Origin of the sequence: Agromyces zhanjiangensis (genome assembly GCF_040496055.1) — a bacterium.
GTDB classification, from domain to species: domain Bacteria; phylum Actinomycetota; class Actinomycetes; order Actinomycetales; family Microbacteriaceae; genus Agromyces; species Agromyces zhanjiangensis.
Window position 1 is genome coordinate 240,254 of the sequence record NZ_JBEPKB010000003.1, and the last position, 14,300, is coordinate 254,553.

The following is a 14,300-nucleotide window of genomic DNA, read 5'->3' on the forward strand; positions in this document are numbered from 1 at the left end:
TGAGAGCGCTCTCTTCACTCGGTCCCTGGTGAACGGTTTCCCGTGGCCGAGCGGGCGGAACCGGACAGCCGGGTCGTGGATCCCTGTATCCGCAAGGGGCTTGCGGGAACCGCCGGGGCCTGCCTACCCTGTCGGGGACCACCTCGGTCGTTCCCTTCACACACTGCAATGGAGCACGAATGGACTCGAAGAAGAGAGCGCTCTCACGGCGAGCGGCGGCGACGGTGGCGGCTGCGGCCGTGGTCGTCGCGCCGCTCGCCGCAGCCGCCCCGGCCTCAGCGGCCGGCAGCATCTCCGTCCTCGCCGACTTCGAGGGCGGTGCACCGGACGGGTTCTTCTCCTACGGTGCGGCCGGCTTCGGCATCGTCGACATCGCCGCCGGCTCGGCCGACGCCAAGCCGGGGCAGACCGACCCGACGAAGGTCGTCTCGTACGGCTGGGACGTCACCGCCCCCGGCTCGTTCGGAGGCGTCGGGCAGACCTTCGCCGGCGCCCGCGACGTCAGCGCCTTCGACGGCGTGACCCTCATGGTCGACGGCTCGGGCAACGGTGCCGTCTACCAGGTCGAGCTGTTCGACGGCGGCCCGAACGCCGACGCCTCCGAGCGGTTCGACGTCGACCTCGTCGACGACACCGACGGCTGGAAGGAGGTGCGCCTGCCCTGGTCGGCCTTCACGCGCGCGACCGACTACCAGCCCGGCGGCGCACCTGACGACGGCCTCGGGCTCACGACGCTCTGGGGCTACGCCATCCCCGCCGTGAACGGCGCCGACACGATCCGGGTCGACGACATCGCCGTCTACTCCGACTCCGACCTCACCCCGTCGATCTCGTTCTCGGCCGCCGCCGCATCCGCGATCGAGGGCGATGCGTTCGACGTCGAGGTTCGGCTCGACCTCGCGTCGGACTCGCCCGTGACCGTCGAGCTCAGCGCGGTCGACGGCAGCGCGACGCTCGCCGACGGCGACTACGCCGACCCGAGCACGACCGTCGAGTTCGCGCCCGGCGAGACCAGCCGCGTCATCCAGGTCGCGACGACCGCTGACGACCTCGACGAGGGCGACGAGACCTTCACGCTCGAGCTCGCCGCTCCCTCCGGCGCCCAGCTGGGCTCGCTCACCGCGCTCGAGGTCACGATCCTCGACGACGACGGCGAGGTCGTCGGCCCGCCGAGCGGCCGGACGACGATCGTCGACGACCACGAGTCGCCGCTCGTGCGCGGCGACGCCGGCGGCATCCCCGTCGGCTGGTTCGAGGCGCAGGACCCGAGCAGCACCGTGGCGTTCGAGCGGACGGACACCCCGCCGGCACCGGTGCCCGGAGCCCCCGAGGGCAACGACGTGCTGCGCGCCGACTTCGACGTGACGAGCTTCGGCGTCGTCGTGCGCAACTTCACGAACGAGGCCGCCGACGCGTGGACGACCGAGGACTGGTCGACCTACGAGGGCATCGGGTTCTGGATGCACGGCAACGGCTCCGGCACCGACCTGTTCCTCGACCTGCTCGACAACCGCAACCCGGGTTCGACGACCGACGACGCCGAGCGCTTCGTCGTCTCGTTCTCCGACGACTGGCGCGGCTGGAAGTTCCTCACCTTCGACTTCGACGAGTTCTCGCGCAAGAACATCGGCAACGGCGCGCCGAACGACGGGCTGACACTCACCGACATGCACGGCTACGCGTTCGGATCGCTGCGCACGACCACGCCGCAGGTCTTCCTGTACGACGACGTGCTCGTCTACGGCGAGGCCGAGCCGCCGGCGCTCGCGGTCGGGTTCGACCGTTCGGGCTACGAGGTCGACGAGGGCGACGCGGTCACCGGCGTCATCCGCCTGAACCGCGTGGCCGAGACCGACGTGACCGTCGACTGGGCGTCGGAGGCCACCGAGGCGCGCACCGCGACCGAGGACCTCTCGGCGACCGCCGACCGCGACTTCACCCCCGCGAGCGGGCAGGTCACGATCCCGGCGGGCGAGCGCGAGGCGACCATCGAGCTGCCGACCATCGAGGACGGCAAGCACGAGGTCGACGAGACGTTCATCGTGCGGCTCTCGAACCCGCAGGGCGCCGAGTTCGGCTTCGTGCGGACCGCCACCGTCAGCATCCAGGACGACGACCCGATCGACGCCTCGCTCGTCGAGGACTTCGAGACGGCGCCGTGGCTGTACGACGTCACCGGCACCGCCGAGCTCACGACGCGCGAGATCGCGGTGGGCGACGCCGACGCCTACGACGGCCAGGCCGCCTACGAGGGCGTCGCCGACTTCGCGCACACGGGCACCGCGACGATGACGCGCGAGTTCGCCGGCGGCCAGGACTGGTCGGACGCCGACGGCATCAGCCTCATGGTGAACGGCACCGGGACGCCGACCCGCATCACGGTCGGCATCCAGGACGACCCGGCGCCCGACGGCGGCCCGGACACGTGGGAGCTGGCATGGAGCGACGAGTTCGACGGACCCGCCGGCGCGCCGGCGAACCCCGAGAACTGGACCTACGAGACCGGCGGCTGGGGCTGGGGCAACGACGAGCTGCAGTACTACACCGACAGCACCGACAACGCGGCGCTCGACGGCGACGGCAACCTCGTCATCACGGCCCGCGAGGTCGACGGCGAGGCGGAAGGCCTCGAGTGCTGGTACGGCCCGTGCGAGTACACGTCGGCTCGCCTGATCACCGAGCAGAAGCAGGAGTTCGAGTACGGCCGCATCGAGTCGCGCGTGCAGCTGCCCGAGGGCAGCGGCATCTGGCCGGCGGTCTGGTCGCTCGGCACCGACTTCCGCGAGGTCGGCTGGCCGCAGACCGGCGAGATCGACATCATGGAGTACGTCGGTCGCCTGCCGAACGAGATCTTCGGCACCATCCACGGCCCCGGCTACTCGGGCGGCCAGTCGTACGGCGGCATCTACGACTTCGGTCAGCCGGTGCCCGAGGGCTGGCACGAGTTCGCCGTCGAGTGGACCCCGGAGGAGATCGTCTGGTCGGTCGACGGCATCGAGTACCACGAGGCCGTGCCGGCGGATGTCTCGCCGAACGAGTGGGTCTTCGACCACCCGTTCTCGCTCATCACCAACATCGCGGTCGGCGGCAACTTCGGCGGCGCCCTCGGCGACGACCTCGAGTTCCCGCAGTCGCTCACGGTGGACTACCTCCGCGTCTACCAGGCGCCCGACACGGCCGAGCGGTTCACGGCGGGCATCGTCGACCGCACGGTCGGATGGCACGAGGTGACGATCCCGTTCGACGCCTTCAAGCGGGCCGACGAGCAGCCGGCGGGTGCGCCCGACGACGGGCTCACGCTCACGGACGTGCAGGGGTACTCCCTCACGTTCTCGGGCAAGGGCACGCACTCGATCGACCGCGTGACGGTCGAGTGACCCGGGCGACGTAGCCCGCGCACGAGGGCGGGGCGGATGCCGCGGCATCCGCCCCGCCCTTCGTCGTGCGGGTCGCGGCGAGTGGTCAGTCGCGCCCGCCGGGCGGGCCGATGAGCAGCAGGACCACGAACACCGCGGCGATGCCGAGCACGGCGGCCACGGTCAGCAGCAGCGGGCGAGCGAGGAACCAGTGCAGCATCCGGTTGATCACGTTGCCGTCGGCGGGGTGGTCGGTCGGCTCACGTCGCCACGGGCCGTCGAGCTTGTCGCGACGCAGCAGCCAGACCTCGAACGGGATCGTCGCGTACGGCACGATCGCGAACACGACGCCGAGCACGATGAGGCCGAACGGCCACCGTTGGTTCACGCCGACGAGCGCCGCCGTGAAGGCGTACGCCAGGAACACGAAGCCGTGGATGGACCCGCCGACGAGCACCGCCCAGTCGAGGTCGAGCGCTGCGCGCATGATGAGCGCGGTGATCAGGACGGTCCAGGTGATCGCCTCGGCGACCGCGAGGAGGCGGAACAGTCGCTTCGGCGTGAGGCCGGGGGCGACGGACGTCACGGGCGTCGTGACGGGCGGGAGGTGAAGCGTGTTGGAGATCGTGGCGGGCGTGGGGTTCGGATCGGGGGAGCTCACGCTCCCATCCTCGCAATCGCAGCGGCCGCCCGCATCGACCGAAGGATGGACGAGGCGCCGGAGTAGGGTGTTCCGGTGAACGAAGCGCAGGTCCGCGACCTCGTCGAGTCGAAGCTCGCGACGATCCCCGACTTCCCGGAACCCGGCGTCGTCTTCCGCGACCTGACTCCGGTCTTCGCCGACGGACCCGCGTTCCGCGCCCTCTCGGAGGCGCTCATCGCCCCGTTCGCCGGGCGGTTCGATCACCTCGCGGCCCTCGAGGCCCGCGGCTTCCTGCTCGCCGGTGCGGCGTCGGCGCTGTGCGGGGCGGGCGTGCTCCCCATCCGCAAGGCGGGCAAGCTGCCGCGCACGGTGCTCCGCGAGGAGTACGAGCTCGAGTACGGCACGGCCGCGCTCGAGGTGCACGAGGACGAGTTGCCGCCCGGCTCGCGCGTCCTCGTCATCGACGACGTGCTCGCGACGGGCGGCACCGTCGCGGCCGCGACGGCCCTCATCGAGCGGGCCGGATGGCACGTCGCCGGCGTCTCGGTCGCGATCGAGCTCCCTGCGCTCGGCGGGCGCGCGCGTCTCGGCGATCGGGTGGAGATCCACAGCCTTCTCCGGTACTGATCCCGGGCTCGCCGGAGTACCGTCGGCGCCATGGCAGCAGCACCGGATTTCAGCGACCTCAGTGCGGTGTACGTCAACTGCACGCTCAAGCGGTCGCCCGAGGTGAGCAACACCCAGGGGCTCATGGACGCGAGCATCGCCCTGATGCGGCAGCACGGCGTCGCGGTCGAGACGTTCCGCTTCGTCGACCACGACGTCGCCACGGGAGTGTTCCCCGACATGCGCGAGCACGGCTGGGCGACGGACGCCTGGCCCGATGAGATCTGGCCGAGCGTCCGCGACGCCGACATCCTCGTCATCGGCGGCCCGATCTGGCTCGGCGACAACTCGTCGGTGACCAAGCGGCTCATCGAGCGCCTCTACGCGATGAGCGGCGAGCGGAACGCCAAGGGCCAGTACGCCTTCTACGGCAAGGTCGGCGGCGTGGTCATCACCGGCAACGAGGACGGCATCAAGCACTGCGCGATGGACCTGCTGTACTCCATGCAGCACATCGGATACACGATCCCGCCCGCCGCCGACGCCGGGTGGATCGGCGAGGCCGGGCCGGGCCCGAGCTACCTCGACGCGGGCTCCGGCGGACCCGAGAACGACTTCACGAACCGGAACACGACGTTCATGACGTACAACCTCATGCACCTCGCGAAGCTGCTGAAGGATGCCGGCGGGATCCCCGCGATCGGCAACCTCCGCGACGAGTGGGGCTCGGGCGAGCGCTGGGGCTACCGGCCCACGCCGGACCACCCGAACCCCGAGTACCGCTGAGCCCCGCGCCGACGGGGCGTCAGGCGAGGTCCGCCGCGCAGCGGAAGCCCAGGTGCGTCGTCGACGAGTCCTCGGCCTGCGACGAACGCGCGGCCGGGCGGTAGCGCCGGCAGTACTCGGGCGCGCACAGGTGCGAGCCGCCCTTCGTGACGTGCAGCGCGCGCGACGGGGCGAGCCCGGCGAGCAGGTCGGTGCGCTCGCCGCGGTCGACGGATGACGCGCCGGGAGGCACGTGGCGCGGCGTGAACGGGTCGGAGGTCCACTCCCAGACGTTGCCGACGACGTCGACGAGGCCGAACCCGTTGGGCGCGAACGAGCCGACGGGCGAGGTGCCGCCCCAGCCCTCGTTGCGGTAGGGGAACGAACCCTGCCAGGTGTTCGCCATGACGGCACCGCCCGGCATCCGCTCGTCGCCCCACGCGAACTCGGCGCCGTCCAGCCCGCCGCGGGCCGCGTACTCCCACTCGGCCTCGGTGGGCAGGCGGCGTCCCGCCCACTCGGCGTACGCCGCGGCGTCCGCGAAGGCGACGTGCACGACCGGGTGGTCGGCGCGGTCGTCGATCCCGGAGTCGGGTCCGAACGGATGCCGCCAGTCGGCGCCCGGCACCCAGCGCCACCACCGGCGCCAGTCCCGGAGGTCGACCGGGCCGTCGGTCGGCGTGAACACGAGGGACCCCGGCGCGCGGTCGGCCTCGGGGACATCGGCGAACTCGACGGGGTCGAGGGGCCGTTCGGCGGTCGTGACGTACCCGGTCGCGGCGACGAACTCGGCGAACTGCGCGTTCGTGACCGGGTGGCGCTCGATGGCGAACGGCGCGATGAGCCGCTCGTGCTGCGGCGCCTCCTCGGGGTAGTGGACGTCGCTGCCCATGCGGAACGTGCCGCCGGGGAGGGAGACGAGCTCGGTCAGCGCCATCCGTTCAGGCTACCCGCGCAGGACGGCGCATCCGCCGCCGCGCGCTGGCCGCGGTCCCGCCGCGGTGCGATACTGCGGGCATGGTACGGCACGATCCGACGGTGGACGCCTGGTTCGAACGCTACGACAACCCGCAGCGCGACCTCGTGATGGCGGTGCGCGACGCCGTGCTCGACGCGGATGACCGGGTGACCGAGTCGATCAAGTGGCAGGCGCCGACCTTCGCGTATCGCGGCAACATCGCGTCGTTCTACCCGAAGGCGAAGTCGCATGCCAGCCTGATGTTCCACCGCGGGGCGGAACTGCCCGATCCCGACGGGCTCCTCGAGGGCGAGGGCGAGGTCTCGCGGGTCGCGAAGTTCGCCGACCCGGCCGACCTCGAGCGGAAGCGCGGCGCGCTGCAGGCGCTCGTCCGAGCCTGGATCGCGGCCCGCGACGCGACCTGAGCGTGCCGCCCGTTCCCCGCCCGGTCGGGCGGTGCCCGGCTGGCCGTCGCCCCGGCAGGGGCTGGGCATGACCCGAGAGCTCGTCGCTCGGCTTGCATGCGCCACGGGGGCCCCGCCTACGCTGGGGAGCCCGACCGGAGGGAGCCCCCGTGCCCGACGCAACGACCTGGGAGACCATGCTGGTCTTCGCGATCGCGCTCGTCACCGCGGTCGTCGCGACCTTCGTCGTCTCGGCCATCGCCTCGATCATCGTGCGCGCCGTGGCGCGCCGCCGCGACTGGGCGGGCATCCTGATCCGTCGGGCGAGGTGGCCGTTCCGCACGGTGCTCTTCATCGCCGGTGCCTGGATCTCGATCGCGCTCGCGTTCCCCGGTGCGAATTGGCGGCCTCCCGTCGACCACGCGTTCCTCATCGCGATGATCGCCGCGGGTGCGTGGCTCGTCGCGCAGGTGTTCCTGTTCCTCGCCGACCTGGGCGTGAGTCGGTACCGGATGGACGTCGCCGACAACCGGGTCGCCCGACGCGTGCACACGCAGTTCCAGATCGTGCGCCGCCTCGTGGTCGTCGTCATCGTGATCCTCGCGGTCGGCGCCATCCTGCTGACCTTCCCCGGCGTGCGAGCGGTCGGAGCGAGCGTGCTCGCGTCGGCCGGTATCGCGTCGATCGTCGCCGGTCTCGCCGCGCAGTCCGTGCTGGCGAACATGTTCGCCGGCATCCAGATCGCGTTCAGCGAGGCGATCCGCGTCGACGACGTGGTGGTCGTCGAGGGCGAGTGGGGCCGGATCCGCGAGATCACGCTCACGTACGTCGTGGTCGTCACGTGGGACGAGCGGACCGTGGTGCTGCCCTGCACCTACTTCACGACGAAGCCGTTCCAGAACTGGACGAAGTACGGCAGCGCGCTGATCGGGTCCGTCGAGCTCGACGTCGACTGGCGCATCTCGACCGATGCGATGCGCGAGGAGCTCGACCGCATCCTCGAGGGCGAGGAGCTCTTCGACGGCCGCACGAAGGTGCTGCAGGTCACGGAGGCGACCGGCGGCCTGGTGCGGGTCCGGGTGCTCGTGAGCGCGGCCGATTCGGCGGCCCTGTGGGACCTGCGCTGCCTCGTCCGCGAGGACCTCGTCGAGTGGATCCGGGAGCAGGATGCCGCGGGGCTGCCGCAGCAGCGCGTCCTCGTCGGCGCGGAGCCGGCCGCGCGCACCGATGCGCCCGAGAACGAGGACCGGAGCCCGGCGACGGATGGCGCGGCCGAGCCCGGCCGGCAACCGCGCGAGGCGTCGGAGCCACGGACGTCGACGGGCTCCATGCCGCGCGCCGGGCTCTTCTCCGGGACGGCCGACGGCGAGCAGCGTGCCTCGGAGTTCACGCAGGCGATCCCCGTGCAGCGCGCGGACGAGGCCGACGACGCACGGTCCGGGAGCGACGCGGACCGCGGCGACGACCACTCGCCGGTCGATCCGGCGCGCTGACGCGTTCGGCTCGGCCGGACCGACGCGCCGGACGAACGGTGCGGACCGGCGGGGAACCGCGGACGGGTGTCCCTTGAGGAACGGAGTCGATCCTCCGTAGGCTCACAGCACGCTCATGGGAAAGCCCCTTCCGGGTGATCCCCGGAGCTCGTGCCGCCTTCACCGGCACGTCGCACTCGCAGGGGAGATCTCGATGTCCACAGGCCCGACGCCGACGCACCACCGATCCCGAACCGCAACCTTCGCCGCCGCCGCAGCGCTGGCCGTGGCGGCCCCGCTCATCGCCGCCGCACCAGCGGTGGCCGACCCGAACTTCCCCTCGACCGAGGGGGAGACGAACACCTCGAGCATCGCCACGTACGACGACCTCGTGGCCGAACTCCAGCGGCTGGAGGACACCGCGCGCTTCGGCGTCGACGTCCAGACGCTCGCCGAGGTCGGCACCGCGGTCTCGACCTCCGAGACGGGTCGCGACCTCCATGTCGCGACCGTCGGCGACGGCCCCGAGGCCGTCTGGCTGCAGGGACGCATCCACGGGAACGAGCCCTACGGAACCGAGTCGCTGCTCGCCGTCCTCAAGGAGCTCGGCACCAACGGCTCGCCCGACTGGACGCTGCTCCGCGACACGTACACGTTCCACGTGATCCCGATGTACAACCCCGACGGGTCGGAGCTCAACATCCGCCACACGATCCTGCAGGACGGCTCGAACACGCGGATCGACCTCAACCGCGACTGGGGCGAGGGCAAGTTCGTCGCCGCCGAGTCCGAGGCGTTCTACGAGTACTGGACGATGGTCGACCCGGCCTTCGCGGTCGACATCCACCACCAGGGCCTGAAGCGGGAGTACGGCACGGGCGACGACGTCACCCTGTCGCTCGGCATCTCGCTCGCCCCCGGCGGGCCGACCCTGCCGGGCATCGAGGGTGGCGCGTACGACGTGCTCACGCGCCAGATGCACGTGCACGTGTACGACGAGCTCGCGAAGTACGGGTACGTGAACATGGATCGCTACCAGGTGGGCGGCAGCCTCGAGATCGACATCAAGGGCGGGGTCGTCTCTGCGATGATGCTCGGCCTCGACCACGACGGACTGAACCCCGAGGGGCACAGCAACCCGGCGATCTTCTTCGAGACGAGCGGCAACACCAGCGACGGCAGCCTCGGGCAGAAGGCCCGCGGCAAGTCGATCAAGCAGAACGTGCTCGCGCTGCAGGAGCTCCTGACCGGCATGGCCACCGGTGAGGTGCAGCAGGAGGACCCGGCTCGCTGGGAGGAGATCCCGCACGCGCCGGTGACCGGCTATCAGACCGACAGCGGGGTCGTGCCCGTTCCGTAGGTCGCCTCGATGAATGCCGGGTCGCCGCGTGCGACCCGGCCTTCACCATTGCCGGGCGTGAGGTCAGAAGGACTGGGCCGTGCCGGCGTCGCCGTCGCCGTCGCCGTCCTCGTCCTCGAATCCGGGGCGCTCGCCGGGTTCGCCGAAGCCGGGCCGGCCGCCGCCCGGGGCGAAGCCGTCGCCGTCCCGGTCGCCGCCGAACCCGGGCCCCGTGGGGACGCCGGTCTGGCCGCCGACCACGCCGTTGAACAGCGCGGCGGCGTTGCCGGCGACGAAGCCCGCGCCGAAGAACACGAGCGCCGCGACGACGGCGCCGACGACGACGACCCAGACGCGGCGGTACCACGGCGTGGGTTCGACGTCGGCGGCCGGTCCGCGGCGCACGGGCGGCGCGGTCGTCGCGGGCCCGGACGGCGAGGCCGGCTGGAACGGGGGAGGTGTGCGGGCGGCGGGCGGCAGCGGCTCCGTCGGGGCGGTGGCGGGAGTGTCCGGCGTCGTCGCCGACTCGTCCGCGTCCGTCGTCGTGGTCTGCGAGGTCATGATCGGTCCTTCGGGGTGGCTCGGCCGGTGCGGATGCTCCGGCCCTCCCCCGGATAGTCCGCCCCGAGGCTATGCGCGGGCTTTGGCGCAGCCCGGTGCGCGCCACGAAGCATCGGCCCGATTCCAAGTTGTTTTGAATCACTCAAAACAACTGCTACCGTGGAGGCATGCCGACCGAGACCCACCGCGACGACGCCGCTGCGCGCCTCCGCGCCGCGGGCCTCAAGGTGACCGCGCCGCGCCTCGCGGTGCTCGACGCCGTCAGCGGCCACGGGCACCTCGACGCCGATGCCGTGCTCGCACGCGTCACCGGCACGCTCCCCGGCACCTCGCTCCAGTCGGTCTACAACGTGCTCGGCGCCCTCACCGACGCCGGCCTGCTCCGCCGAATCGAACCCGCCGAGTCGCCCGCGCTCTACGAGAGCCGCACGGGAGACAACCACCACCACGTCGTCTGCACGAGGTGCCATGCCGTGGCCGACGTCGACTGCGTGGTGGGCGAGCCGCCCTGCCTCGCGCCGTCCGACGCCGCGGGCTTCGCCATCCACACCGCCGAGGTCACCTTCTGGGGCCTCTGCGCCGACTGCCAGCGGGAGCTCGCCGGCTAGCCCGGCCGCATCCGCTCGCCCAGGCGCGCCCTGCGCGCCGACCGCCCGACCGGGGCGGTGCTCGTCGTGCCCGCACGCCGTGCACCGCCGCGCCGAGGCATCCACCCACCGAGAAGAGAAGGACGACATGTCGAACCCCACGACCCCGCCCGTGACGACCACCCAGACCGGCACGCCGGTGGCCAGCGACGCGCACTCGCTCACGGTCGGCGCCGACGGCGCCACGGTGCTGCACGACCGGTACCTCGTCGAGAAGCTCGCCCAGTTCAACCGCGAGCGCATCCCCGAGCGCATCGTCCACGCCAAGGGCGGCGGCGCGTTCGGCCGCTTCGAGGTCACGGCGGACGTCTCGGCCTACACCCGCGCGGCCGTGTTCCAGCCCGGCACCGAGTCCGAGACGCTCCTGCGCTTCTCGTCGGTCGCCGGTGAGCAGGGCTCGCCCGACACGTGGCGCGACGTGCGCGGCTTCTCGCTGAAGTTCTACACGACCGAGGGCAACTACGACATCGTCGGCAACAACACCCCGGTGTTCTTCATCCGCGACGCCATCAAGTTCCCCGACTTCATCCACTCGCAGAAGCGCCTGCCCGGATCGGGTCTCCGCGACGCCGACATGCAGTGGGACTTCTGGACGCTCTCGCCCGAGTCGGCGCATCAGGTGACTTACCTCATGGGCGACCGCGGCCTGCCGAAGTCCTGGCGCGAGATGCAGGGGTACGGCTCGCACACGTACCAGTGGACCAACGCCGAGGGCGAGCGGTTCTGGGTCAAGTACCACTTCCGCTCGCAGCAGGGCGACCTGCACCTCGACGCCGAGACCGCCGAGGCGATCGCCGGCGCCGACGCCGACTTCTACCGCCGCGACCTGTACGAGGCGATCGAGCGCGGCGACCACCCGAAGTGGGACCTCTTCGTGCAGGTCATGCCGTACGAGGACGCCAAGAGCTACCGCCTCAACCCGTTCGACCTGACGAAGGTGTGGCCGCACGCCGACTACCCGCTGATCCCGGTCGGCACGCTCACGCTCGACCGGAACCCGCAGAACTTCTTCGCGGAGATCGAGCAGGCCGCGTTCTCGCCCGCGAACACGGTGCCCGGCATCGCCATCAGCCCCGACAAGATGCTCATGGCGCGCGTCTTCAGCTACCCGGACGCGCAGCGCTACCGCGTCGGCACGAACTACAACCAGCTGCCCGTGAACGCGCCGCACGCGGCGCCCGTGCACGACTACTCGCAGGACGGCGCCGCCCGCTACCGCTTCAACGCGCCGAGCGCGCCGGTCTACGCGCCGAACTCGGTCGGCGGTCCGGTGGCGTCGGCGGATGCCGCGGGCGAGGGAGGCTGGGAGGCCGACGGCGCGCTCGTCCGCACGGCCTACACCCTGCGAGCCGACGACTCCGACTTCGGCCAGGCGGGATCGCTCTACCGCGACGTGTACTCGGCCGAGGCGAAGGCTCGCTTCCTCGAGACGCTCTCGGGCCAGGCGAACGCGATCACCGTCGACGACATCCGCGAGCGCTTCTTCCAGTACTGGACGAACGTCGACGCGGGGCTCGGCGCCTCGCTCCGCGAGGCGTTCGCGGCCGGCGTGAACGCCGACGCGCCGCAGCAGCCGGAGGCCGACGAGGCCGACGAGGCCGCCGCCTGAGTCGGCGGTACTGAGCATCGGCGGGCCGTCCGGGTCGCGTGGCAGCGCGGCTCGGACGCCACCGAACCCGCCGCGCATCCGCGCGATCCGGGTAGAAGCGCGATGCCGGGGTGGCAGCCCCGGCATCGCAGGACCCATGTCCACGAACCCGTTGAAGGACGAACGATGAACCACGGATCCCTGCAAGCCTACGCCGCCCGCGCCGAGCGCCCGACCGTCGCGGCGGCCGCGGCAGTGGACGCGCCGGCGCCCTCCGCAGCGCCCCACCCGCTCGGCGGCCAGTACGTGCCGCTCGCCGAGCCGGCCCTGCCGGGCCGATACGTGGGCCACGCCGTCGCGGGTGCGCTCGGCTCGTACACCGGCGATGCGGTCGGGGCGCCCGGTCGCTACACCGACGTCGCGACGGCCTGAGCGGTCCCGCACGACGCGCCAACCGTCGACGCGATGCGTGAACAGGCGAGTTCGCAGGATGCGCCGAGGCGGAGCCCTGCTGCGGCCGGCACCGTGCGTGTCATCCTGCGAACTCGGCCGCCGGCTACGCCGACGTCGCGTCCGCCTGAGCGAGCACGTCGCGGGCGCGGTCCGCGAGCCGGGCGAACACCGCGCGCTCGTGCGCGTCGTAGTCCGCGGCGGCGACGCTCGACACCAGGCGGTCGAGTTGCCCCTCGAGCACCCGCCGGTGTTCCGGCCGCGTGGCGTGGTGCCCGACGTCCTCGATCAGCTCGAACAGCCGGGCGGCGACGTCGGGGTCCGCGGCGCCGTAGCGGCGGACCTGCTGCACGCCGACCTCCACGAGTTCGGCGAAGTCGTGGCGCACGGGGACGACGCGCGCGGTCCCGTGGTCGTCCGCGTACGCCTGCGGCGCCTCCGGCAGGTCGGCGAGGTCGCCGAGCACGGCGGCGATGTGGCTCAGCGCGTGCACCGCCGTGGTCGGGTCGTTGACCCCGGGCGAGAGCGCCTTGGCGGCGATGTCCGCGAGCTGGCGCAGGCCGAAGCCGATGTCCTGGGGCGACGTCCGCTCGTAGCCGAGCTGATAGGCATCGACGACGGCGGACTCCAGCGCCGACCGATCGGCGCGCGTCGCCCGGTTCGTCGGGGCGTCCGCCAGCGGCGATGCGGGCCACCACTCCGCGACGGGCGTCCCGTCGATCACGCTCGCACCCACCTGGCGCAGTTCGCGCACGACGACGTCGTGGTCGCGCGCGGCGCCGACCAGCGCGTCGCGATCGATCCCGGTCACGAATCCCGATCGCTGCGCCAGGACCGCGCGGGCATCCGCAGGGCGCTCGGGCGCGGCGGCCGTCGGACGGTCGTCGGCGCCGACGAGCGCGATCGTCCGCGTCGTCTCGCGGTGGACGTCGCGGAGCATCGTCTCGACGCGGAGCCGGCTCGCGAGGTGGGCGAGGAACAGGACGAGCATGAGGACGCTGGCGAGCGTCAGCACGAACGCGACGGTCACCGCGAGGCGGGGCACGGACTCGCCGGTGTCCGACACCGTGCGCAGCACGGTGAGCGCGTAGGCGAAGGTGGCGAGGAACGTCGCGAGCGTCGCGTGCACCATGCGGTCCGACGAGAAGGTCCGCAGGAGCCTCGGCGACGCCTGGTTGCTCGCCAGCTGCAACGCGACGACCGTGAGGGAGAACGTGAGCGAGGTTGCGGTGATGAGTGATCCGGCGATCGTCGTGAGCACGGCCCGCGCCGCGTCGGTGCCGCCGCTGAAGAGGATCGCCTCGAGCAGGGCGGGGAGGTGCTCGTCGACCGCGGCGTCGAGGATCGGCAGGAGGATGCCCGCGACGACCGCCGCGACGATCGCGGCCACGGGGAGCGGCCAGATCCGGGAGGAGATGGACTCGGACAGCGTGGCCCACCAGCGGCGGGTCCCGTCGGACGTCGGCATCGGCACCTCCCGCCGATCAGCCTAGGGGAGGGCCGCGGCGCGG

General features: G+C 72.2%; 13 protein-coding genes. 9 read left to right on the forward strand and 4 right to left on the reverse strand.

The genetic code is table 11. The features are described from left to right. Window positions 1-179 precede the first annotated feature (179 nt). Window positions 180-3,377, forward strand: coding sequence for a carbohydrate binding domain-containing protein (locus tag ABME02_RS07390; protein WP_353814629.1), 3,198 nt, complete (start codon window positions 180-182; stop codon window positions 3,375-3,377). Window positions 3,378-3,462: 85 nt separating this feature from the next. Here ABME02_RS07390 and ABME02_RS07395 read toward each other — a convergent pair whose 3' ends face one another. Further along, window positions 3,463-4,017 (reverse strand): DUF3817 domain-containing protein, encoded by a 555-nt coding sequence (locus tag ABME02_RS07395; RefSeq protein WP_353814630.1) that lies wholly within the window; start codon window positions 4,015-4,017, stop codon window positions 3,463-3,465. Window positions 4,018-4,092: 75 nt separating this feature from the next. Here ABME02_RS07395 and ABME02_RS07400 point away from each other — a divergent pair, with 75 nt between their 5' ends. Then, complete coding sequence (locus ABME02_RS07400; protein ID WP_353814631.1) at window positions 4,093-4,626, forward strand: adenine phosphoribosyltransferase; 534 nt, start codon at window positions 4,093-4,095, stop codon at window positions 4,624-4,626. 30 nt (window positions 4,627-4,656) lie between these two features. Beyond that, window positions 4,657-5,391, forward strand: coding sequence for a flavodoxin family protein (locus ABME02_RS07405; protein ID WP_353814632.1), 735 nt, complete (start codon window positions 4,657-4,659; stop codon window positions 5,389-5,391). Window positions 5,392-5,410: 19 nt separating this feature from the next. Here ABME02_RS07405 and ABME02_RS07410 read toward each other — a convergent pair whose 3' ends face one another. Next, window positions 5,411-6,307: a formylglycine-generating enzyme family protein gene (locus tag ABME02_RS07410; protein WP_353814633.1), complete on the reverse strand. Its 897-nt coding sequence runs from the start codon at window positions 6,305-6,307 to the stop codon at window positions 5,411-5,413. Between the two features lie 80 nt (window positions 6,308-6,387). On the opposite strand from ABME02_RS07410, the gene ABME02_RS07415 reads away from it, so the two are divergent. The 3 genes from ABME02_RS07415 to ABME02_RS07425 all read left to right on the forward strand — a co-directional run bounded on the left by ABME02_RS07415 (window position 6,388) and on the right by ABME02_RS07425 (window position 9,564). Continuing rightward, the gene (locus ABME02_RS07415) at window positions 6,388-6,753 is read left to right on the forward strand and encodes a DUF1801 domain-containing protein (RefSeq protein WP_353814634.1); all 366 of its coding nucleotides are present in this window, start codon (window positions 6,388-6,390) and stop codon (window positions 6,751-6,753) included. A gap of 149 nt (window positions 6,754-6,902) precedes the next feature. Then, a complete protein-coding gene (locus ABME02_RS07420) occupies window positions 6,903-8,225 on the forward strand; it encodes a mechanosensitive ion channel family protein (RefSeq protein WP_353814635.1) in 1,323 nt (440 codons plus the stop codon). Between the two features lie 193 nt (window positions 8,226-8,418). Further along, window positions 8,419-9,564 carry a M14 family zinc carboxypeptidase gene (locus ABME02_RS07425; protein WP_353814636.1) on the forward strand — a complete coding sequence of 382 codons (1,146 nt, stop codon included), beginning with the start codon at window positions 8,419-8,421 and terminating at the stop codon, window positions 9,562-9,564. A 63-nt stretch (window positions 9,565-9,627) separates the two neighbouring features. Here ABME02_RS07425 and ABME02_RS07430 read toward each other — a convergent pair whose 3' ends face one another. Then, the gene (locus tag ABME02_RS07430) at window positions 9,628-10,104 is read right to left on the reverse strand and encodes a hypothetical protein (RefSeq protein ID WP_353814637.1); all 477 of its coding nucleotides are present in this window, start codon (window positions 10,102-10,104) and stop codon (window positions 9,628-9,630) included. Between the two features lie 167 nt (window positions 10,105-10,271). Here ABME02_RS07430 and ABME02_RS07435 point away from each other — a divergent pair, with 167 nt between their 5' ends. The 3 genes from ABME02_RS07435 (at window position 10,272) to ABME02_RS07445 (ending at window position 12,771) form a co-directional block, all read left to right on the forward strand. Beyond that, on the forward strand, window positions 10,272-10,712 hold the full coding sequence (locus ABME02_RS07435; protein ID WP_353814638.1) for a Fur family transcriptional regulator: 441 nt from the start codon (window positions 10,272-10,274) through the stop codon (window positions 10,710-10,712). A 127-nt stretch (window positions 10,713-10,839) separates the two neighbouring features. Next, window positions 10,840-12,360 (forward strand): catalase, encoded by a 1,521-nt coding sequence (locus tag ABME02_RS07440; RefSeq protein ID WP_353814639.1) that lies wholly within the window; start codon window positions 10,840-10,842, stop codon window positions 12,358-12,360. 165 nt (window positions 12,361-12,525) lie between these two features. Then, window positions 12,526-12,771, forward strand: a complete 246-nt coding sequence (locus tag ABME02_RS07445) for a hypothetical protein (RefSeq protein ID WP_353814640.1) — start codon at window positions 12,526-12,528, stop codon at window positions 12,769-12,771. 124 nt (window positions 12,772-12,895) lie between these two features. On the opposite strand, the gene ABME02_RS07450 is transcribed toward ABME02_RS07445, so the two are convergent. Then, the gene (locus tag ABME02_RS07450) at window positions 12,896-14,257 is read right to left on the reverse strand and encodes a DUF2254 domain-containing protein (protein WP_353814641.1); all 1,362 of its coding nucleotides are present in this window, start codon (window positions 14,255-14,257) and stop codon (window positions 12,896-12,898) included. Window positions 14,258-14,300: the final 43 nt, after the last annotated feature.